The sequence below is a fragment of the Pedobacter africanus genome, from assembly GCF_040548825.1.
Taxonomy (GTDB): domain Bacteria; phylum Bacteroidota; class Bacteroidia; order Sphingobacteriales; family Sphingobacteriaceae; genus Pedobacter; species Pedobacter africanus_A.
In genome coordinates this window covers 198,446-221,571 of sequence record NZ_JBEPSL010000006.1, presented here as the reverse complement: position 1 = coordinate 221,571, position 23,126 = coordinate 198,446, and the positions used below count along the sequence as shown (strand labels likewise).

The 23,126-nt window shown below is 44.4% G+C and carries 17 protein-coding genes; 4 read left to right on the top strand and 13 right to left on the bottom strand.

Features of this window, described 5'->3' with window-relative positions; all coding sequences use genetic code 11:
• Positions 1-89: 89 nt before the first annotated feature.
• The 7 genes from ABIE26_RS24620 to ABIE26_RS24590 form a co-directional block, all read right to left on the bottom strand.
• The gene (locus tag ABIE26_RS24620) at positions 90-1,880 is read right to left on the bottom strand and encodes an acyl-CoA dehydrogenase family protein (protein ID WP_310146440.1); all 1,791 of its coding nucleotides are present in this window, start codon (positions 1,878-1,880) and stop codon (positions 90-92) included.
• 39 nt (positions 1,881-1,919) lie between these two features.
• Positions 1,920-3,098, bottom strand: coding sequence for an acetyl-CoA C-acyltransferase (locus tag ABIE26_RS24615; RefSeq protein WP_310146438.1), 1,179 nt, complete (start codon positions 3,096-3,098; stop codon positions 1,920-1,922).
• A gap of 20 nt (positions 3,099-3,118) precedes the next feature.
• A complete protein-coding gene (locus tag ABIE26_RS24610) occupies positions 3,119-5,479 on the bottom strand; it encodes a 3-hydroxyacyl-CoA dehydrogenase/enoyl-CoA hydratase family protein (RefSeq protein ID WP_310146741.1) in 2,361 nt (786 codons plus the stop codon).
• The gene (locus ABIE26_RS24605) at positions 5,460-5,918 is read right to left on the bottom strand and encodes a MarR family winged helix-turn-helix transcriptional regulator (RefSeq protein WP_310146436.1); all 459 of its coding nucleotides are present in this window, start codon (positions 5,916-5,918) and stop codon (positions 5,460-5,462) included. The genes ABIE26_RS24610 and ABIE26_RS24605 overlap by 20 nt, the downstream gene beginning before the upstream one ends.
• 133 nt (positions 5,919-6,051) lie before the next feature.
• Positions 6,052-7,362 carry an OmpA family protein gene (locus ABIE26_RS24600; protein WP_310146434.1) on the bottom strand — a complete coding sequence of 437 codons (1,311 nt, stop codon included), beginning with the start codon at positions 7,360-7,362 and terminating at the stop codon, positions 6,052-6,054.
• 124 nt (positions 7,363-7,486) lie between these two features.
• Positions 7,487-9,202, bottom strand: a complete 1,716-nt coding sequence (ggt, locus tag ABIE26_RS24595) for a gamma-glutamyltransferase (protein ID WP_310146432.1) — start codon at positions 9,200-9,202, stop codon at positions 7,487-7,489.
• Entirely contained in the window at positions 9,180-10,952 is a 1,773-nt protein-coding gene (locus ABIE26_RS24590; RefSeq protein ID WP_310146430.1) for an AMP-dependent synthetase/ligase, read from the bottom strand. Before ABIE26_RS24590 ends, ggt begins: the two co-directional genes overlap by 23 nt.
• A gap of 219 nt (positions 10,953-11,171) precedes the next feature.
• Between ABIE26_RS24590 and ABIE26_RS24585 the strand changes: the two genes are divergently transcribed.
• The gene (locus tag ABIE26_RS24585; protein WP_235012551.1) at positions 11,172-11,648 is read left to right on the top strand and encodes a hypothetical protein; all 477 of its coding nucleotides are present in this window, start codon (positions 11,172-11,174) and stop codon (positions 11,646-11,648) included.
• A gap of 81 nt (positions 11,649-11,729) precedes the next feature.
• Here the strand turns inward: ABIE26_RS24585 and ABIE26_RS24580 are convergent, their stop codons facing one another.
• The 6 genes from ABIE26_RS24580 to ABIE26_RS24555 form a co-directional block, all read right to left on the bottom strand.
• A complete protein-coding gene (locus ABIE26_RS24580; RefSeq protein WP_310146427.1) occupies positions 11,730-13,715 on the bottom strand; it encodes a M1 family aminopeptidase in 1,986 nt (661 codons plus the stop codon).
• A 61-nt stretch (positions 13,716-13,776) separates the two neighbouring features.
• Positions 13,777-14,574, bottom strand: coding sequence for a helix-turn-helix transcriptional regulator (locus ABIE26_RS24575; protein WP_310146426.1), 798 nt, complete (start codon positions 14,572-14,574; stop codon positions 13,777-13,779).
• Between the two features lie 186 nt (positions 14,575-14,760).
• Positions 14,761-16,011: an OmpA family protein gene (locus tag ABIE26_RS24570; RefSeq protein WP_310146424.1), complete on the bottom strand. Its 1,251-nt coding sequence runs from the start codon at positions 16,009-16,011 to the stop codon at positions 14,761-14,763.
• Positions 16,012-16,100: 89 nt separating this feature from the next.
• Positions 16,101-17,903 (bottom strand): sensor histidine kinase, encoded by a 1,803-nt coding sequence (locus ABIE26_RS24565; protein WP_310146422.1) that lies wholly within the window; start codon positions 17,901-17,903, stop codon positions 16,101-16,103.
• A gap of 1 nt (position 17,904) precedes the next feature.
• A complete protein-coding gene (locus ABIE26_RS24560; RefSeq protein ID WP_310146421.1) occupies positions 17,905-18,549 on the bottom strand; it encodes a response regulator transcription factor in 645 nt (214 codons plus the stop codon).
• Positions 18,546-20,015: a sensor histidine kinase gene (locus tag ABIE26_RS24555; protein ID WP_310146419.1), complete on the bottom strand. Its 1,470-nt coding sequence runs from the start codon at positions 20,013-20,015 to the stop codon at positions 18,546-18,548. The genes ABIE26_RS24560 and ABIE26_RS24555 overlap by 4 nt, the downstream gene beginning before the upstream one ends.
• A gap of 149 nt (positions 20,016-20,164) precedes the next feature.
• On the opposite strand from ABIE26_RS24555, the gene ABIE26_RS24550 reads away from it, so the two are divergent.
• Genes ABIE26_RS24550 through ABIE26_RS24540 form a run of 3 tightly spaced genes read left to right on the top strand, consistent with a single transcriptional unit; the run spans position 20,165 to position 22,972 of the window.
• Complete coding sequence (locus ABIE26_RS24550; RefSeq protein WP_310146417.1) at positions 20,165-21,421, top strand: hypothetical protein; 1,257 nt, start codon at positions 20,165-20,167, stop codon at positions 21,419-21,421.
• Positions 21,422-21,460: 39 nt separating this feature from the next.
• Complete coding sequence (locus ABIE26_RS24545) at positions 21,461-22,093, top strand: hypothetical protein (RefSeq protein WP_310146415.1); 633 nt, start codon at positions 21,461-21,463, stop codon at positions 22,091-22,093.
• Between the two features lie 12 nt (positions 22,094-22,105).
• A complete protein-coding gene (locus ABIE26_RS24540; protein WP_310146413.1) occupies positions 22,106-22,972 on the top strand; it encodes an Ig-like domain-containing protein in 867 nt (288 codons plus the stop codon).
• Positions 22,973-23,126: the final 154 nt, after the last annotated feature.

The following is a 23,126-nucleotide window of genomic DNA, read 5'->3' as shown; positions in this document are numbered from 1 at the left end:
CAATTTTTAACCAATTTTAACAATTACGGGCACAATAAAAAACGCCCATAAATCTGCTACGGGCGTTCAGTTTAATTATGAATTGTTTCTTAGTAGCAATATTTATTGGCGGCTATCAGTTGCTGTGCAACCTTCTGACGGGCTTCTTTCACATTAAAGGCGTCCATTTTGGTAAAGCGCTTTAGGCCTACCATCATCATCCGCTGCTCATCACCCTCTGCAAAAGCCCATAGCGCTTCCTTTCCTGCCTTCTGAACAGCATCAACTGCCTCCACCAGGTAAATGCGCATCATATTCAGCTGTCCTTCGCATGCCGCTTCTCCACGCATGTTTACCAGTTTTTCAGTTCTTAGCAGGGCTGATTCCGCAACGTAAACATAGCTGGCCATATCGGCAATATTCATCAATATTTCCTGTTCTTTCGACAAACTCATCATCAGTTTCTGCACAGCGGCCCCGGCAACCATGAGTGTTGCTTTTTTCAGGTTCTTGATCATCTTTTTCTCCGCAACAAAAAGTGTGGTATCTTCTTCACCAAAATCAGGTATAGACATCAATTCAGCAGCCACGGCAGTAGCAGGTGTCATCAGATCCAACTCGCCTTTCATCGCGCGCTTCAACATCATGTCTACGGTAAGCAATCTGTTGATCTCATTGGTACCTTCAAATATCCTGTTGATCCTCGCATCGCGATAGGCCCTGTCCATCGGTGCATCGGCAGAAAAACCCATACCCCCGTAAATCTGCACCCCTTCGTCTACTACATAATCCAGCGCTTCCGATCCCCATACTTTAAGAATAGCACATTCAACCGCAAACTGCTCTGTCGATTTCAGTTTAGCCTTACCTGCATCCATACCACTTGCAACCAATGCATCATAGGCATCATCAATATTCTGCCCTGCCCGGTAATTGGCCGACTCTACCGCATAAACCTTGGTCGCCATTTCGGCAAGCTTGTATCTTATTGCCCCGTATTTCGAAATCTGACGGTCAAACTGGATACGTTCATTCGAATAATTTACTGCAGTATCAATTACCGCCTTCGACGCGCCTATAGCCGCCGCGGCCAGCTTGATACGGCCGATATTCAGAATATTCACCGCAATCTTAAATCCGTTCTGACGCTCTGACAACATGTTTTCTACCGGCACATGGCAGTCGTTAAAAAACACCTGGCGCGTAGAAGAACCCTTAATTCCCATTTTATGTTCTTCAGGGTTCATGGTAATTCCTCCAAACTCACGTTCAACAATAAACGCGGTTAAGTTTGCGTCGTCATCAATTTTGGCAAAAACGATAAATACATCAGCAAATCCACCATTGGTGATCCACATTTTCTGACCGTTGATCACATAATGTTTCCCGTCTGCCGATAACTTTGCTTTCGTTTTACCCGAGTTGGCGTCCGAGCCCGAGTTCGGCTCAGTCAGGCAATAAGCGGCTTTCCATTCACCAGTTCCAAGCTTAGGAATATATTTGCTTTTCTGCTCGGCAGTACCGTAGTACAAAATAGGTAGGGTTCCAATACCGGTATGCGCCGATAGGGCAACGGCAAAAGAATGCCCCGCACCAATCACATCAGCCACAAGCATAGAAGTGTTGAAGTTTTTGCCAAAGCCCCCGTATTCTTCAGGAATAGATACGCCTAAAATACCCAGCTCGCCAGCCTTATCCATCAGCGACTGCATCAAACCCTCTTCCTGGGCATCTATCCTGTCCAGGTTAGGATATACCTCTGCCGCCAGAAAATCCCGGCAGGTCTGGGCAATCATATTTTGCTCTTCATCAAATTCTTCAGGAATAAATACATCCTGGAAGGCGGTTTCAGTAATCAAAAATTCGCCCCCTTTAATAGTCTTTTTGTCTGTAGTTTCCATTTTATCCCATTATAATGCAGTTATCAATCCTGCTTTAAACTAATACACTTCAAAAATACCCGCAGCACCTTGTCCGGTACCTACACACATGGTTACCATGCCGTATTTCTGGTTTCTTCTTTTCAATTCATTAAATAATTGCACTGACAATTTAGCTCCGGTACAGCCCAATGGATGTCCAAGTGCAATCGCTCCTCCATTTACATTCAAAATTTCCGGGTTTAGGTTCAGTTCCCTTACAATAGCCAGCGATTGTGAAGCAAAGGCTTCATTCAGTTCTATCAATTGTATCTGATCTAAGGTCATACCTGCCTGCTCCAGTGCTTTTGGAATGGCATAAATTGGCCCGATTCCCATAATACGGGGTGGTACGCCTGCAATGCCATAACTCACCAGCCTGGCAATGGGCTCGGCCCCCAGTTCCTTCATTTTCTTTTCAGAAACGACCAGTACAAAAGCCGCCCCGTCTGAAGTTTGCGAAGAGTTCCCAGCGGTAATACAGCCATCGGCAGCAAATACCGGTTTCAGCTTAGCCAGCTTTTCTATAGAAGTATCTGCTCTTGGCCCCTCGTCTGTATCCACTACATAACTACGGGTTTTCTTCTTCATATCTGCATCCAGATAGTTTTCATTTACCGTAATGGGCAATACACCTGCTTTCAGGTGTCCGTTTTTAATGGCCTCAACCGCCTTCTGGTGCGATTGGTAAGCAAACACATCCTGATCTTCCCTGCTCACATTGTATTCTTTAGCCACCGCCTCTGCGGTTAAGCCCATACCCCAATACCAATCAGGGTTCACCCTGGCCACCTCAGCGTTAGGAACAATTTTCCATCCCCCGAAGGGCATGCCCGACATGACCTCGACACCCCCGGCAATGATACAATCGGCCATTCCGCTCCTGATCTTGGCCACAGCCGTTGCTATAGTTTCCAGGCCAGATGCACAGTAACGGTTTACTGTTACGCCCGGAACTTTATCCGTATCCAGGCCCATCAGCGAGATCATTCGGGCAATATTTAAGCCTTGCTCTGCTTCCGGTGTTGCATTACCTACAATCACATCATCAATCTGTTCTTTATTCAGGTTCGGGACAGTTGCCACCAGGTGCCTGATCACATCTGCAGCCAGGTCATCTGCCCGGGTGAAACGAAATACACCACGCGGGGCCTTGCCCACGGCGGTACGAAATCCTGCTATAATATATGCTTCCTGCATGTCTGTATCTTTTTAAAAGCTTAATTTCTAAGCGGTTTACCTTTTGTAACTATACTCTGAATGCGCTCAAGGGTCTTTCTTTCCCCACAAAGCGATAAAAATGCTTCCCTTTCCAGGTCAAGCAAATATTGCTCTGTTACCTCGGTTGGGGAAGACAAATCTCCGCCACACATTACCCAGCCCAGTTTCTCAGAGATCTTCTTGTCGTGTTCAGAAATATAATGCCCCGAGTACATGGTGTTCGCACCGGCATAAATAATACCCAATCCCTGCTTGCCCAGCACTTTAATATCTTTCCTTTGAACGGGTTTGGTGTAACCGGCATCTGCCAGCTCAATAGCTTTTGCCTTTGCATCTGCAATCAATCTGCTCCGGTTCATACTAACGGAATATTTATCTTTCTGCAGGTACCCCAATTCAAATGCTTCTACTGCAGAGGTAGAAACCTTGGCCATTCCTATCGTCAGGAACCTATCCCTTAACACTCCCTGCATAATCTGATCGTCCTTAAATTCATCCGAGGCACGCAGGGCAAATTCTTTTGTTCCGCCCCCACCGGGGATCACCCCTACACCAAATTCAACCAGCCCCATATAAGTCTCGGCGTTCAGCTGCACATGATCGGCGTGTAAGCTAAACTCACAGCCCCCGCCCAGGGTTAAGTTATGTGGTGCCACTACCACAGGTATCGAAGAATACCTGATCCTCATGGAAGTATTCTGGAACATACGAACGGCCATATTCAATTCTTCCCACTCCTGCTCCACTGCCATCATAAAAATCATCCCTACATTGGCCCCGGCCGAGAAATTAGCCCCATCGTTACCAATCACTACCCCTCGGTAATCTTTTTCGGCCATATCAATGGCTTTATTGATGGCTTGTAAAGTATCGCCACCAATTGTATTCATTTTCGAATGAAACTCAACATTGATGATGCCATCACCCAGATCAATGATAGAAGCACCTGAATTTTTCCAAAGCACTTTATTAGCCCTTAAGTTATCCAGAATAATAAATTCTTCGGCACCCGGTACAGCTTTATAGCTTTTGGATGGAATATCGTAATACTTTCTGATGCCATCTTCTACCTTGTAAAAAGAGGTATTACCTGCAGCCAGCATTTCCTGCACCCAGGCCGCAGCCTCGTGCCCATATTTTTTCATGCCTTCAATGGCCGCTGCCACGCCTACCGCATCCCAAACTTCAAAAGGACCAAGATCCCAGGCAAAGCCTGCCCGCATGGCATCATCTATCCTGTACAATTCGTCCGATATTTCAGGAATCCTGTCCGATACATACTCAAACAGACCGAAAAAAGAGGCCCTAAACAGTTCAGCAGCCTTATCCTTTCCGCTGGCAAAAACCTTCATCCGGTCTCTAACATTCTCCATGCTCTTTGTCAGGTCAAGCGTAGCTGATTTGACCTTTTCCTGAGGTCGGTACTCCAACGTTTTCAGGTCAAGCGCCAGGATCTCTGTCTTGCCTTCGGCAGATTTTGTTTTCTTATAAAAACCCTGTCCGGTCTTATCGCCAAGCCATTTATTGGCTTCCATTTTTTCTACATAGACTGGCAGCTTAAACAAATCATGTGCTTTGTCGTCCGGACAATTGTCGTAAAGTCCCTTTGACACTTTGATCATGGTATCCAGGCCTACTACATCGGTAGTGCGGAAGGTGGCTGATTTAGGCCGGCCTAAAGCCGGACCTGTAAATTTGTCAACTTCCTCTACTGTAAGTTCCATTTTTTCTACCAGGTGCAGCAGTGCCATAATCGAATAAACACCTACCCTGTTGGCAATAAATGCCGGAGTATCTTTACATAAAACCGTGGTTTTGCCCAGGAACTTATCGCCATAGTGCATCAGAAAGTCAACCAACTCCGGTTTGGTATAAGGTGTTGGTATAATTTCAAGCAAACGTAAATACCTTGGCGGATTAAAAAAGTGTGTCCCGCAAAAATTTGCCTTAAAATCTTCGCTTCTTCCTTCTGCCATCAGATGGATGGGAATACCCGATGTATTTGAAGTTACCAATGTTCCGGGTTTGCGGTATTGCTCTACCTGTTCAAATACTTTCTTTTTAATGTCCAGATTCTCTACCACTACCTCGATAATCCAGTCGTAACCCGAAATTTTAGGCATATCATCCTCAAAATTACCGGTCACAATCTTAGTCAGAACTTTCTTCGAGTAAACAGGGGAGGGATTTGTTTTTACTGCAGTTTGCAGGGCCGCATTCACAATACTGTTCTTATCCCCTTCTTTGGCTGCAACATCCAGTAAAAGTACCTCAACTCCTATATTCGCAAAGTGACAGGCAATACGGGAACCCATAATACCTGAGCCCAGTACGGCTACTTTATTTATCTTTTTGTTCATCATTTTCAACAGGAATTTTATATGCCAATGTAAGTTTGTTCAATTTTTGCAAGGTCAGCAGCAGGTTGTTTTTTTCTATGGTACTCAGGTTCTTATTTAAATATTCATTAAAAGCAATCACCACTCCCTTTGCCATATGCCTTTTCTCATATCCCAGTGGTGTAAGATAAACTTTAACCGAACGCTTATCGTCTGCAGAAACCTCGCGATATATTAACCCAAGTTCTTCCATATTGTTTAGCATTCTCGATAAACTTGTTGCTTTTACACCAAGCAGGGCAGCAAGCTGTGAAACAGCAGTTCCCTCCTTACCAATATTGATCAGTACGTAGCCGATGGCTTGCGTGATCCCAAAACCTGAGGCAATCTGGTTATATGTATTGGACACATTCTGCCAAACTACCTTCAAAAAATAATCAATTGTTTCCTGCTGTTTCATTAAATACTATGCTTGCATAACAAAGCTATACAATAATATCCTATAATGCAAGTAGATTTGTCAAAATAATTCAACATAAAAAAAGCCTTCCTAAATATTTAGAAAGGCTTTTTAAACTTAATACCAATTCAGACTAGAACAAAGTAAATTCTACCCTTCGGTTTTGCTGACGGCCTGCGGCAGTCTTATTTGAAGCGATAGGCTGGTTCATACCGTAACCTGTGGCTTCAATTCTTGATGCATTGGCACCTTGCGAAACCAGGTAAGCTTTTACCGATTCAGCCCTGTCTTTAGATAACCTCATATTTAAAGCTGCAGAACCTGTATTGTCCGTATGACCCGCAAGTTTCAGGCTGAAGTTTTTTTGGATCAGCAATTCTGCAACACGGTTCAAAGTAGCATAAGATTTTGAACGGATGGTTGCTTTACCCAAGTCAAATTCCAGGTTTTTTATCGCGTCAGCAACCACCTTACGATCAGACTCAGTAATGATTACTTTTTCTACCGGGGCAGGTACTTTCAGTGGGCAACCAGAGCCATCTACTACAGTTCCTGCAGGTGTGCCCGGGCATTTATCCAGTTTATCTGCAACACCATCACCATCACTGTCTTTTAACAAGTCGCCCATCTCAGCCCTTAATTTTGCATTTTCAGCTTTCTGTGCATCCAGGTCACTTTTTAATGCATTGGCTGTTTGTTTTGCCTGCAACGCTTCATCATAAGTTAGCGCCACAGGATTGTGCCATGCGAGTTGCTGTTTTCCACTACCCAAAGCAAATTCCAGACCTGCATAAGCATAGTTGTATTTGTCGTTACTTCCGCGGTAGTAACCATCCAGGTTATCCCCATCAACAAAATTCACAGTCCAACCCAAATCCAGATTAACTTTTTCAGCTACCTTAAATTTAGCGCCCAGACCTACCGGAATGATCAGCTCCTTAATAGTTTTACCACCTGCATAATCGGCAAGAGCTCCGCTACCTGCAGCTGTTTTTACTTTATAGCCTGCTAAACCGGCACCACCTGATGCGTACAATTGCACGGCACTGTTTTTGTTGAACATACTGATGTTAAACAGGTTCACTACAGCATTTAAGCTACCTGAGTAAGAAAGGTCGGTTTCAAAAGCACTAACGGGACTGGTATTGGTACCTCCACCATCCCAGGGCTCAGAATTATCACCTTTCAGCTTTCCTCTAACCCCATCCAAACGCAGCGAGAAATACGGAGTGATTTGTTTTTTAACGTATAAGCCATAACCCAGACTGGATTTCCAGTTCGAGAAATCATTTTTACCTCCAAACGGCGAAACCGGAGTCAATACACCGGCATTTACACCGATAGACCAGGTTGATAAATTAAGCTTTTCCTGTGCCTGTGTTGTGTTCACAAACAGTAAAGCAGCAGCAGCTAAGGGCAAACATTTAAATAATTTTTGTTTCATAACATGAGGGTTAAATAATTAGTAGAATATTTAATTCTAAATATAACTATTCAATTCTCAGGCCAAATCGTAAAACGGCTTGTAATCCTCAAATAAGCGGCAATGCTGAACATAATACTATACATTACCAGCCCAGTGCTGTATCGTCGCCCCGCGGGTCGGCGCCGCCCAGGTAATAGCCCCATTTCGTTTTCAAGATGGCGTCTACCCTTCCAATATCGCTTCTTTCCACAATCCGGTAACCCTTATCCGACAATTTTAACCTGGTTAAGCTATCCAGAGCGCCCTTTTCTACAAACACGGTATCCGGCAACCATTGGTGGTGAAACTTCCTGGCTGCAACAGCCGGCTGCATCTTCTGATCGAATTCAATTACATTTAAAATCGTTTGAAACACCGAAGTAATGATGGTAGAACCACCAGGTGTACCTACAATCATAAACAGTTGACCTTCCTTTTCGATAATAGTTGGTGTCATAGAACTGAGCATCCTTTTCTCCGGAGCAATGGCATTGGCTTCACCGCCCACTAAACCATACATATTTGGAGAACCCGGCTTTACTGAAAAATCGTCCATTTCATTGTTCAGCAAAAAGCCTGCACCTTTAACCACTACAGCCGAACCATAGGAACCGTTTAATGTAGTTGTTAATGACACCGCATTGCCATCTCTGTCTACAATAGAAAAATGTGTAGTCTCTTCATGCTCCTGGCCATTAAGCACACCAGCTTTAATTTCTGAACTAAGGCCGGCCTTGTCCCAGTTAAAACCAGCCATCCTCTTTTTGACATAGGCATTGGCAAGCAACGCGGTTTGAGGCACTTTATAAAAATCAGGATCGCCCAGATACTCGGCCCGGTCGGCATATACCCTTCTTTCGGCCTCCACCATCACCTGAACTGTAGAATCAGCATTCAGACCCCACCTTTTTAAAGGAAATGGTTCCACAGCTTTAAGCAGCTGCAATAAGGCAATTCCTCCGCTTGAAGGAGGCGGCATGGTAATAATTTTATATGCTTTATAGCTACCTGTAACAGGCTTACGCCAAATGGCCTTATAATTCTTCAGATCTTCCAGACTGATGATACCTCCGCCGCGCTTCATTTCAGCTACAATGCTATCGGCCACGGCCCCTTTGTAAAAACCAGCGGCCCCTTTGTCCCTGATCTGTTCCAAAGTATTGGCCAGCTCCGGCTGTACCAAAACATCGCCCTCCACCCAATCACCTTCTTTAACCAGGGCTGTGCCTGCAGGATTATATTTAATAAAACTCTCCCTTAAACGGTTCAGCTCTCTTGCCGTCCTTACACTTATTTTAAAGCCATCCCTTGCCAGCCTTACGGCAGGTGATACCAGTTCTTCCCATTTCAGCTTTCCATATTTCTGATGGGCTTGTGCCATACCCGCCACAGAACCCGGCACACCAGCCGCCAGATGCCCGTATAAACTCCGATCTGCAACCGGATTACCCGCGCTATCCAGATACATATCCCTGGTAGCGAGTACAGCGGCTTTCTCTCTAAAATCCAGTGCATCTATCTCTCCAGTAGCCGAGCGGTAAACCATAAAGCCTCCGCCACCCAAGTTCCCGGCATTGGGGTATACCACCGCCAGAGCAAACTGAACTGCAACCGCAGCATCTACGGCATTACCTCCTTTTTTCAAGATATTAAGGCCAACTTCAGATGCCTCAGCACTGGCAGAAACTACCATACCGTTACGGTATTCGGCACTGTTATTTTTACCGAGCTGTCCGCCAACACAGGAGTATAAAAATCCTGAAACCAAACATGCAAAACCCGAGCGGGTTAAAACCTTAAGCTTTATAGTTTTCAGCATCTTTGTAGATCTTTTCTATCACCTCTGCATTTTTTTCAAGAATAGCTTTTCTTTTCAGGCTTAACTTGGGTGTTAGCTCACCACCGTCGATACTCCACTCTTTAGCCAGCAAAGCAAAGCGCTTAACCTGCTCCCATTTTCCAAATTCTTTAGAACTGTAGGTTATGATCTGATCGTATTTTGCGATCACCTGTTCATTCCTGATCATCTCTTCTTTAGTGGTATAACTGATTCCCTTTTTGCCACACCATGCCTTTAATGCTTCAAAATTTGGCACAATAAGGGCAGACGGAAACTTTCGGTTTTCGCCCAACACCATGATCTGCTCCACCAAAGGTGATTCTTTATATTTATTTTCCAGCATCTGAGGCGCTACATATTTGCCCCCTGCAGTTTTAAAGATCTCTTTTTTCCTGTCGGTGATCTTTAAAAAGCGTCCTTCTTTGATTTCACCTATATCCCCGGTATGAAACCAGCCTTCACTATCTATGTTTTCTGCGGTAAGGTCTTCGCGATTATAATAGCCCTTCATCACATTGTGCCCTCTTGTCAGCACCTCTCCATCTTCGGCTATTTTGATCTCAACCCCTTCGATTACAGGGCCTACAGTGCCAAACATCGTAGCGCCAAAATGATTTACAGTGATTACCGGCGATGTTTCTGTCAAGCCATAACCTTCAAATACAGGCATGCCGGCAGCCCAGAAAATACGTGCCAGGCGTGGGTTTAATGCTGCACCTCCGGAAACAATCACCACAATTTCACCACCCAGTGCTTCCTGCCATTTTTTGAAGACCAGTTTACGGGCGATACCGAGCTTAAAATGATAAAACCAGCCATTATTGAAGTCGAACCGTTCGGCAAGCGCTACCGACCAGAAGAAAATACCACGTTTAATTCCGGCAAGGGCCTTACCTTTTTCCATGATCTTATCGTATACCTTTTCCAGTAAACGGGGTACAGTCGAAAATGCATTTGGTTTCACATATTGTATATCTGCCACAATTGTCTCAATACTTTCTGCATAATACACGGCAATGTCCGTATACATATACAGGTAAACAATCATCCGTTCAAAAATATGCGAGAGCGGCAAAAAACTTAAGCCCCTTTTTATGCCTTCCGGCATTACAACAGCCGAGTGTTCAAAATTCTTCACCAGGTTATTATGGGTCAGCATTACCCCTTTAGGCGTACCGGTTGTACCCGAAGTATAGATCAGTGTCAAAATGTCGTCCGGCCTTATCGCATTACGATAAGGAGCCAGGTCTGTATCTTTTAAGCTTTCACCTGCGGCAACCAGACTTTTCCAATGCGCTGCACCATCCACTTCATTGAAAGTATATATTTTAATTGGACTACTTACTTCCTCACATACAATTTTTAATTTAGTATATAATGCCTCGTCGGCCACAAATATCACCGTGATCTCTGCGTTTTCAATGATAAATTTAATATCATGTTCCGCAAGCGTAGGGTATAACGGTATCTGATAGGCGCCTATCTGCATAATGGCAAAATCGGTAAGGTTCCATTCCGGCCTGTTGGCCGACATTACCCCCACTCTGGAGCTTTTACCAACCCCGATATTAATAAGCCCCCTGCTCAGAGCATCAACAGTGTCACAAAACTCTTGTGTACTGTAGTTTTGCCATGCTCCGTTTACCTTGCCACTAATAAACTCTTTTTTTGGAAAATTCTCTAAATTGTATTGGAGTAAATCAAATACTCTTGTTACCGTTGTAGCCATACATCATCAGCTTATTTAATACATAACCTTGCTTCTCAAACTTAATTAAAAATAATTAATTTTTCCCGCTCTCCGGCCGTCCTTAAAATTTAATGAAAAATAACTAATGGTTTTCTGGTATTTTACAATACAGTCTCTCAAAAACATTTTTTATTTAAATACGGCACAATAGTTGCTGCGCATGGTTCAATAAGAAAATTAAACAAATACATTATGATTATGAAAAAATTACTTTTTACTGTAATTGCTGTTGCTGCATTTTTTACCCTTACAACAAATGAGGCAAGTGCCCAGGACTACAAAAATGCTATTGGTGGACGTTTTGGTAACGCCAATGGTGTGAGTTTTAAAACTGGCCTTAACAAAGGTGCAATGTTGGAACTGATTGGAAACTTTAGAAGCAATAGTGGTGTGAAGTATGCAAACCTTACCGGCTTATACGAAGTTTATAACCCAATTGGCGGTGCTGAAGGTTTACACTGGTTCTACGGTGCGGGTGCTACCATCGGTTCTTACAAAGTCAAAGGTTTTGATGGTGACATCTATCTTTCTGCCAATGGTGTTTTAGGTTTGGATTATAAATTCAAAGGTGCGCCTATCAACTTATCTTTAGACTGGATTCCTGCTTTACAGATCACTCCTGATACAGGTTTCTGGGGTGGCGATATAGGTTTAGGTGTACGTTTCACTTTCTAAGCAGTAATTACCTATCATAAAAAAGCCAGTGCTGAATTCAGCACTGGCTTTTTTATTTTCCAGCTGGCAGCAGGCAAATAGTTAAAAAGACAAACGATCTGTCATGGCCTGCATATGGTCGTTTCCATTGTTTAATTCATCGACCTTTATTGCCTGCTGAACTGCCCAGTTAAAAAGGTCTTTATCTTTTTTCAGGGCAGCAATCTCCGCTATACGGAAGTATGCGTAGGCAAGATAATCCATATTCCTGGAAGCGCAGCGTACTGCTTTCAGGTAATAGTCGAGGCCTTCCTCAGGCTTATTCTGATTGGCTTTCATCCTACCTAACAGATATAGCAGCGCAAATTCAACGCCATATCTATCCGATTTTGAAAGGCTATCGATACAACGGAACGCCAGCTTTTCAGCAGCTGCATATTGCTGGTCCATACGCAGTTTTTGTACTGCCGATACCATAGCCAAAGCTAGTGCCTCGTGCTTCATTTCCTCCTCCCAGTGAATGATGTTAAAACAAGGATCAGCCTTAACCGAAATCACTTTCCTTTTCACCGGAAAATTGATGTCGTTCAGTTTTTTGTTGATTTGCACTTTTTTCAACTCTCTTGCGCCATTTTCGTAGGTAACCAGCAAATCAAGCGGCAACTTATAAACATTGCCTTTTTGCAGCACAGTAACCCGCACGTCATTTTGCTGCTGCTTCCAATTCATCTCCCATTCGGGAACACCCGTTTGCTCAAACCATTGCCTAAAAAACCATTCCAGATCATGGCCGTAAGCCACACTTACTTCTGTTTTAAAGTTTTCCCAATTTAGCCCGGTTTTTTGGTACTTGTCAGCAATCTTAAAAAGCGCCGCATTAAATTTTTGTCTACCTATTGTTTGGGCTAGCAATTCCATTACAAGAAAACCCTTACTATTTGCGATGATATGTTCATTGCTGCCCGTCAATTTTGTCAAGGGCTCATCGTTGCCTGCAGCTGCATTCTTAAGATAGCCCAGGCCAGACTGATCGCTGATATATCCAGGATAGCCTTTTTTACGGTAGTCAATTGCATGTTCGGGGTCAAAATGCCGCACAACCTGCAGCGAGCCGTACTGCGCCATCCCTTCTGAAAGCAGGGCCTCACCTTTATCGCCTTTTGCCATAATCAGGTTGCCCCACCACTGATGTGAAAGTTCATGCCCAAACAAAGCATAATTAAATCGCCTTATGGCATTACTTGGCATCAATATACCGCCAAGCAAACTCGCCCCACCAATCCCTGTCTGTTCTGAAACATGATCCGGAAGTTCAATAATGCTAAAATCAGGGATTTTTAAGGGTCCAAACTGCGTTCGAAGAAAAGAAAGTACCCGATCTGATTGTATGGCAACCTCTTCGTCATAGCGACTGTTAACCAATGTAAAACTGTAGAAAGGTATCGGACCGTTGCGCTTATGCACTATATAATTTCCCACATACAACGAGAAAATATCAGGTTGTGCATATGTAAATGTCGCTGTTTTAGCGTTTGCCACATTTTCAACTGCCGAGGTACTAGCCGCCATTACGGCAGTAAATTCAGGAGCAGTAGTTACACTAATTGTCCCTGTAGCTCTTGTACACTTTGCATTACCCTCTTCGGACGGGCTGTTTAGCTGAGGATACCATGCAGAGCCATAGCCACCAGCCATACAAAAAGTGCTATCAATAAAATACTGAAAACTACGGGCCACCCCGCGCTCATATTGATACTCAAACTCGATTTTCCGGTCTGCAGGCAGGTTTTCAGAAAACCAGAAGCAATACACCACATCTCCGGCGGTATTACGGGAGGTATCGGTTTTGCTAATTGCTACATCTCGGTTAAGCAAGCGAATCAGGGGAGCCATATCCCCTTTAGTCAGCACCAGCTCTACTGATTTTGATGAAGTATGTTCAGTAAAAAAAGATAACGTACCATTTACCTTAAAGCTTTTTTTTTCCAGATCAACCTTCACCTGCATACGGTATTGGAGTTTTTTTTGCGCATACGCGAATGTGCTGAACATCAAAAGGCAACTCAGCACTACATTACAATAGTTCATATTACAACCCATATTTTTTATACAAAGGAAGTAAAGTGCAGAACCGAAAAATTGTATGAGATTAACTTTTTAACACGTCACGGAATTTATGCGGAGATACGGGGTAGTAAATCCGAAACGATTTAATAAAATGTGCAGCATCAGAAAAACCCAGGGTATAAGCAATTTCAGAGATGGAAAGTTTTGAAGCGAATAGAAGCGCTATAGACTTTTTTATGCGCAACCTCAGCTTATACTCTCCTAGGGTAACCCCCTCACGCTCCCTAAATGCCCTTGCCAGGTAAACTGGATGAACAAAGACCCTTTCAGCAATGGCATTTAAAGTATGTGTGATTTCCAATTCGGATTCCAGTATGCTTTTCACTTTGGGCAACCACAATAAACGCGAAGGAACGGTATAGTCCTGATTTTCCGCCAGCCAGTTGAAAATGTACGCTTCAGATAAATCTGGTTCAATGTTCTTGCTAAAGAAATAAAGGAGCCTGTAGAGATAGGTAAATGCCCCCGTTTTATAAATTACGGTCCGCTGCGGCAATGAAGGATTTAGCCCATATGCAATCAGGGTATCGTGTTTAAATTCAATATTCAGACAACTCCCCCCGGTGCCGGGAAAACGGTTTGCATGGTTATAAGCAGAAGGGCGAAAAATAACTTCGCCGGGATTCAGCAGCCCATCCCCCAGCTTATTGACTTCATTGTAATTACCTCTAATCAGAAGACTTAAATACGCGTTTTCATGATAATGTTCATGAATATGTTCAAACGGTGCATAATGTGTAATGTTCATTTTAAATAAAGGATACTCATTAGTCTTTTGCTCTACACCAAAATAATTCCCAGAGGATAATAGGATGGCCATATTCAAGGATTTTACTCAAATATACGGGTAAAGTTAGTTGCCTCTGCAGCAATCGCCTTCAATATTACAAATCAATTTTTTCTTACATGAATTAATTGGAAGGCCTTCACCCCCCAATGCCGGGCCTGCAGCAACGGCTCGCTTTAAACGCCGGCATACGGCAACAGTTCAGCACCATGCCCGGCATTAAATTTTTATGAATTCTACCCGTCTGTTCCTGGTTTTGCCCGCTTCGCTGTTGTCGTCTGCAACCGGCGAGCCGGAGCCTTTACCTTCGGTCTCTATGCGGTCTGCATTGATTTTATAGGTCCTTACCAGCGCACTGCGAACAGACTCGGCCCGTTTTGCAGATAAAATCTGGTTGGCCTCCTGTTTTCCCACCGCATCGGTATGGCCTATAATTCTGATCCTGAGGTCCGGGTTTTCGGCCATCGCCGCTGCCACTTCTTTAATTGTGCCTTCATTGTCCGATTTTACTTCAGCAGAATTGGTGGCAAACAGGATCCCACTGGTTTCCAGCCTACCGGTGGTCAGGAGTTTGGAACGCTTGTCGGAACTCCCCTCTGCAAACCGGAAATTGGATACATAATAACCCAGCTGTTCATTGGTGTAATTAGATGTTGACATGTCAATTTTAAGCTGGTTTAAATTGCCGTTCAATGGCGCCGCCTGTGGCAGGTCAAATACTTTTTCCTTGTCCAGCCATATCCTTACCCTTTCTTTTTGTATGCTGATGGCTACGTGGGTAACGTTGCCTACTTTTCTGTCAAAATTGGCCACCCTGTATTTATCGCTTTCCAGTTTCTTGGCTGCGTTTTCATAAGATGTCAGCTGTACAGCGGCCTCTGAACGGTAAGGGGCTATCCCAAATTTTAAACAATTTTTCAGCCGGTAATCGTACGAAAGAATCTCGCCTTTATTGCCCCGGTCGTAAAAGGCAAAGTTAATAGCAGGCACCATATAGCCCCCCGCCAGCGGCCAGTTCATGATCAGGTCAAACTCAATGGTAGCATTTTCTCCGATGTTAACCACCGGGCTTACAAAGGTACCCGGATAAAGGCGCAGCCAGTTGCCTTTGGCGGTATTTAGGGTAACAATTTCGCCTTTACTTCGGGTGTACCATTTTAAAGGGAACTGGCCCGCTGCATCCTGCGAGAAGTTGTCGGCCAGCAATACCCTGGTACCTGGAACAAAGTCATAAGCAGTGGTACTGGATAATGCCGGGTTGCTGGCAACCGTTCCGTTTTCAGTTGTCGCCGGATTGCTGTTTGCCGCAGCGCCGGCTTCGGTATTCTTTTTGCCTTTTCCCGCTAATGCCTTGTCAACGGTTTTGGAGGCCATGTCTTCAGCTTTTTGTTTCAGCCTGTTTAAAAAGCCTTGTGCCATTAAATTATTGCCGGCCAGCAATAAGGCCGAGATAAAAATTAGTCTTTTCATTTTCTTTGAAATATGATTCAAAATTAAGCCGGAAAAGTAGGCCAAGGAATAGGATATACTGCTCAAGTATCTGGGTAGTACTGCCTATTTTAAGGAGAAAATGGGATATTGACCCTGATTTCGGTAGTGTTTTGGCCATGTTGAACACTGATACTTCCATTAAGCAATTCCAGTCTGTTCCGGATATCGGGCGAATTGTTCATTAGCTGCCGGGTAGTCTGCAGGTCAAACCTGAACGTTATGCTGGTGGCCTGCCGGGTAATGGAATAATGGATTTGTTTAACCGGACTGCTGGCCACAATGCCATCGGTTAACAGCTGCAATATCCTGAAAATATGCATAGACTCGTCTGCATTGAAATACGGGTTGATTTCATCCGCATTCCCCTGCCCGATCTGGTAATCGGCAAAGGTGTCGCTGATGAGCCCCTGGATGCTTTGGGTTAGTCCAAGCAGGTCCATTTGATAGGGTCTGAGACGATGAAGCATGCCACGTACTTCGGCCATGGTAGCTGCTACCTGTGCTATTGGGCGGCTAACCAGGTCCTTTATGGGTGCTGCGCTGAGTTGCTGCAGCCGCCAGGACCGGTTCTTGATCAGGATCAGCTGCTGGCCAATGTTGTCGTGCAGTTCCATAGCTACCCGTTTTTTTTCCTGTTCCTGCCTTTCCAGGAGTTCTTTCAGAAAAGCCCTTTTTTCTTCAATACTCTTCAGCCGGATCTGCTCCTGCTGTTTTCCGTAAAAGTTTAATCTGCTGGCCAGGGCAAACGACAGGATCAATGCTTCCAGCAAGGTACCCCAGTGCATACTGGTCTGGGTAAGCAGGTTATCGGGCAAAATGTTCAGGTCTTTTAAGTTGTATATAGCATTGCCCAGCATTAAAAATCCGAATCCCAGTATAAAATAAATGGCGGGTTTGTAACCATTCCTGAAGCTCTGTATACCAGCCCCAAACCAGTAGACAAAATAGGGGTACATTAAATATTGTATCAGCATAAAGGCATAAGCGCCTTTCCAGAAAATATCGGTAATGAGGATAACCATGGAAAGCAGGCACATGAGCCCCCTTATTTTATAGAAAAATGGACTGTTCTTTTTGGTTTGCAAAAAGGAGTTGGTAAAAAAAATGCTCAAAAGGCTGGCAATGGCAATGATGGTACCTGCGCTGTTTAACCAGATGAGGCTGCTCAGGATGTCGGGCAGGAAGCCATTGTAAAAAAACAGGTTTAAGCTCCAGAAAAAGATATACCCCACATAGTATAGATAAGGCTGTTCTTTAGTAAGTATGTATACAAAAAGGTTGTAAATGGCAAAAGCGATCAGCATGCCGAAAACAATACCATTTAAAAGATCGGTAAGGTAACTCCGTTCAAAGGCCTTTTGCAAGGTAATCACTTTAATAGGCAGCCTGAGTATGTTGTGGCTGCTGGCCTGTATATAAAATTCTGCCCCGGTATGGATGGGAATCGAAACGGGGACCAGCAGATTATTTACCCTTACTTCCCCGTTCGTTTTGGGTTTACTGGCTATCCTGCTGAAAATTTTGACCAGGCGACCGTCTTTTTTCTGGTAAACTACGACCGATTGCAGCACCGGCGGGCTGTCAATCTGAATGTGCCAGTCCCTTTTGTTGCTTTGGTTCAGGATATGGGTTTTAACCCAAACCGAGGCGGTTGTGGCGCCCAAAGACAGGGTGGGAAACTCTGAGCGATTAAAGCTTTTATCCTGCAGCTGGTTAAGCTGCAGATTATTGTCAGCGTCAACCAGGTATAAGGGATGGCTAAGGGTATAGCTTTTTTCACTGTCTTTTAATACCATATCCTGGGCATAACCTGCACTTAGCCCAAACAGCATTACAATCCATAAAAAAGCCTTGATTAACCCTTTGCTCATTTTAGCGGTGTTCAATGGCAAAACGCAGCAGGCTGTTTTTGCCGTTCAGGTTTAATTTTTTCAATATGTTCATCCGGTGGTTCGAAACCGTCTTTTCACTGATGAAGAGTTCATCTGCAATGGCTTTGGTGCTTTTATAGCTCCCTACCATTTTCAGTATTTTAATTTCTGAAGGGGTTAGAGTACTGAGCAGTTCATTGGCCCCAGGATTGTTATTTGCTGCTCTGCGCTGGCTCAGCAAAAACGAACTCATCTCCGGACTGATGTAAGAATTACCTGTCATTACCGCTTCTATAGCCTGGATGATGTCCACTACCGCATTTTCTTTCAGCACATAGCCCGCAACCCCAACATCGAGTGCGCGCAGGAAGGTATCTTTTGCCTTGTGCATCGTTAGCAGGATAACGTTGGCCTCCGGAACCAGTTTAATCAGCTCTTCGGCAGCTACCAGGCCATTCATTTCGGGCATGTCTATGTCCAGTATGCTTACCATCGGATGACGGGTTCTGGCTATAGCCAACGCTTCGAGTCCATTTTTTGCTTCAAAAATTACTTCGTAACCCGGTTCAGATTCTATGACTTCTTTTAGGCCTTTGAGGAAGATCGGGTGATCGTCTGCGATGAGTATAGTTGTCTTTACGTTCATGTCAATATAGTTTGCGTGGGAATTTGTATAAACACTTTAGTGCCTTCATTAAGTTTGCTGCTTATTTTAAGTTCGGCCCTCAGAAGTTTGCAGCGTTCCCTGATACCTGACAGGCCAAGCCCTGATGAGAAGTCTTTGGTATGATATCCCTTACCGTTGTCCTGGTAATGCAGGTTTAAATGACTTGCTGCTGATTTGATACAGATGCTGCAACTGCTTGCGCCTGCATGTTTGATCAGGTTGCTGAGTAATTCCTGGACAATTCTGTACAGATTCATCTGGGCTTCTTTGTCCAGCAACTGCTTTGGATCGTCTATATCCAGATGAATTGTAGTGTCAGCTTCATTAGACATATCCTCTGCCAGGCGTTCCAGAGAGCGCTTCAGCCCGAGGGTGTCCATTTGATAAGGCCTTAAAGAGAAGGATACATTACTGACTTCTTCAATGGCCTTTCCAATGTCCTGGGTGATGCTGTTAAACAAGTCGGGGTTTGCGCCCTGGCTTTGTTTTTCCAGTACATAGATTTCATTTTTGAGCAGCACCAGTTGTTGTCCTATCCGGTCGTTCAGCTCGGCAGAAATACTTTCTTTTTCATTTTCCTGCGCAATGAGGAGTTCTTTGGAGAAACCTGCAGTCTGTTCCAGCATTTCGGTTTGCAAACGCATGGTTTGCTTTTTTGATTCGTTCAGTTTTACAGCCAGCGCAAATGAGAGTACCAGCGATTGCAGGCAGAGCCCCATCTGAAGGCTCATGGAGGAATGAAAGCCTTCATAAAATGCATAACTTAAGGGCACGCAGGCAAAAGCTGCCAGGTGATACAGCAACGTCCTGTACCCTTTCTTTAAATTGACATACACTGTGAGGAGCCAGAATGCGAGCGCCAGCAACAGGTTAATGAGCAGCTGCCCCTGAATGTAACCGTTCCAGATCAGCAAAAAGATGACGCTGAAAAACAGGTAGCCTAAATAAAAGATATAGGACTTATCTCTGATGGCGATGTAGATATACAGGTTGTAGATCATCAGGGCCAGCAAGGCCCCGAACATAAATCCGTTGACAACATTTTTGAAATGTTCTTCTTCGTAAATCGCTTCCAGGGTGCCCACATATACAGGCACTTTGAGCTTATAGCTGTTTTTGATGCGCAGGTAATAACGCCTGCTCTCCCCTTTTTGCAGTTTTAAAGGAAGGATAAATCCATTCACTTTAACCGGGTGGCTAAGCCCGATTCGCTGATGTTCTGTAAAAAGTTCTGCTTCGCTCATTGGTGACGGTACCTGAACATACCAGTCGTTTGAGCTGGAATTGTTGGTTAGGGTGATGCTGATCCAAAGGGCATTTTTATTAAGGCCTGCATCCTGGATCTTATAAAAGGCCTCTGTATTGCGCAGCACAATCTCTTTTGGCGCAGCGTTCAGGCTTGCTGCCAGCAGGATAAATACACAGAAGAGGCGCCGGATAAACATGTTTCAAATATAAATAAGATAAAGGGTTTGAACATGGGTAGTAGTACCTATAAATATGATGGATGTCACTCATTTATCTGTTGCGTTACCCAGTCTAATTTTGACCCCAGATTATTTATTCAACAAATACAAGCCATAAAGATTAAAATATGAAAAAGTTAAGTGTGTACCTGATAGGTACCTTGTTTGTGCTAGGCATACTCGCCTGTAAAAAGGATAAAGTAAAAACCACGGATGAGGAAAGTTCTGAAGTAGTGGCCCTGGTTAGGCCAAAGGGAGTTTCAACGGGAGCAGCGGTTACCCGGCGGATTGGACCAGCAGGTGGAGTGATTGCTTCTTCGGAATGCGGCCTGAGTATCAATATACCTGCTGGTGCGTTGAAAGTGGAAACAATCATTGGTATTGAGCCCATTACCAGAACGAATATCGCGGGAGCGGGAAAATCCTTCAGACTTAGCCCGCATGATGTGCAGTTTGAAAAACCGGTTTCACTGACATATGCATTTTCTGTTGAAACAGACTCGATAGCTATGATAGAAACCTTTGGATTTTCTTACCAGCTGGTAAGCGGAGCCTGGAAGTATGTAGGGGCAAGCAGTTACGATGTTCAGGGAAAGACAGTAACGTTTAAAACGACACATTTCAGTGATTGGTCTATGATGAACCGGGTGTCGCTTTCGCCACTTCATGCCAGTCTGGAGCCGGGAGACAAACAGGAAATTAAAGCGCTGATTTACACGGAATCGAAATACGAAGATCTGCTGGTGCCACTAACAGGTGCTACAGGGACTGAACCGGGCTATCCAGTCGGAACACCTGTACCTTTACCTGCCAAGTACATTAAATCCTGGGATTTGACTGGCCCCGGGAACATCATCAGTTCCAATGGGAATAAGATTACCTATCAGGCTCCTGCTACGGTGAATGGCTTTACGAATGCGACGGTGAGTCTGAACCTCAATGCGCCGGTGACCGGTACGTTTATGTTATTGTCCAATATTGAGATTATGGGTGATGGATGGGCCGAGTTAAATGTCAGCAATGGGAAATTTCCGGTTACACCGGCGGTAAAGTCAGGGCATCGCTGGATCTTATCCAATCCTGACGCTGAGGGTGGCGGCCAGTTTTTGCTAACCTGGAACGGTGGCGTAGGCACTTATGCTTATGATCTGACTCCCACAGGAAACAAGTTTCACTTTCTAATTGGTAATGGAGGATATACCAGCGCTTATGTAGATCAGCTACTCAATGATCTAGTACCAAGCGGTGGCAGCATCAACATCACAAGAATGGATAACAAATGGGTGGAAGGCAATTTTACTGTACCTAATGCAGGCATCGGGCCTTTGCTGATCCAGACCACCAGTATCAATGGCCGTTTCAGGGCACGGGTGTATAATCCTTAATCACCAGAAACATATTTATTCAATTTTAATAGTAAACAAATGAAAACCAGCAAAACAAAAATCTATAGCGGATCAGTCCGCTTATTTTTACCAGTCATTTTATTAACCATAGCGATGCTGGCAGGTACAGCTTACGGTTGTAAAGAAACCGAGGCAGCCTCGCCAGATATTGAAGAGGGCTACGGCAACCATCCCAGATCTGTGGTGCCCGATGAACTTGTAGGCTACTGGATAGCTGGAGTAAGCTCAATCAGCAACTTTTGGGGATATAATGGCACCTATCAAGGTCCAGCAAATGAGATCGCTCTGGGGTATATGCTGTATAAGGACGGGCGTGTAAAGGAGTATTTTTATTATACCAGTACTTCTACCTATTGCCGTACTCAGGTGCTGGGTTATAAGCAAGGAACTGTGAAGATTGATAAAGAAGCGAAAACTTTTGATGTATACTATGCCACTGGTCATTACAGGTCTTTTAATACCTGCGGGTCGGCTAACCCTCCGGGATTTGGGGAAACAAAACAATATACGGCTGCTGAACTTTCTCCCGCGAAGAAATCAACTCTGAACAACTGGAGTATTCAACAGATCAACGGAAAAACGGTATTGGTGGTTCCGATTGGAGATGGCGAAGTACAGCATTACGTGAAATCAACAGAACCGCAGAAATAAATCCCAAAGCATATGTTAGCCATTTTAACAGTAAGAAAGCCATTAGGTTATAGGGTTATGCTGCTTTTATTGATCATCCTGTCAGCCTGTAGCCGGAACATGGATATTCCAGGCCCAACTCTGGTAACTCAAATACAGTTTAAGGAAAATCTGATCACGGTAGCAGTTGGAAAGTCAGCCGAGCTAAAGGTACTCCATTCCCCTTCCGAATTAAATCCTCCTGACTATGACTGGTCGGTATCGGATGCCAATGTCGTTAGGGTAGAAAACGGTATCGTATATGGGCTAAAGGCTGGGGAAACAGAGGTTTCGGTGTCCGCGCAGTACCTGGGATTAAGCGCCCGCATAAAGATCAGGGTTGTTCCGGCAGCTCCGGTTCCGGTTGAATCGGTTTCATTGAATTTACAGCAAATAAATGTGCCGGTTGCGGAAGGCGCACGTCTTGTTTCCCGGATTTTGCCGGCCAATGCAACGGATCAGCAGGTAGTCTGGTCGTCTGCTGATCCGCAGATAGCCGATGTAGATGAGGGCATTGTACTGGGGATAAAAGAGGGGACAACCACCATTAGTGTTACCACTGCAGACGGTCAAAAGACCGCAGCGTGCCAGGTTAGGGTTACCCCTATACAGGTGCACAGAATCATCTTATCTACTACCCGCCTGGCTTTGCTGAAGGAACAGAAATATACCCTGGCAACAACGGTATTGCCTAACGAGGCGAAGGATAAATCATTGAAATGGAACTCTTCCAATGTAAGCGTTGCTACGGTAGACCAGCAGGGAGAGGTTATGGCTAAAGGAAAAGGGACTGCCTTTATCTGGGCGGTATCTGTCAGCAATCCCAGGGCACAGGCGGCTTGCCAGGTAATGGTGGAGTAAATTGAAGCGCTGTAAACCTTTCCATCTCTTGCATGGTGCCTACTGTAATCCTCGTCCATTTTCTCCGCTCTTCATATATTCGGGTTCCCTGAATATTGTTGTCTGTCAACTTTTGAAAATAGTCGCCCTTAAAATTAGCTAATGAAAAGTAGAT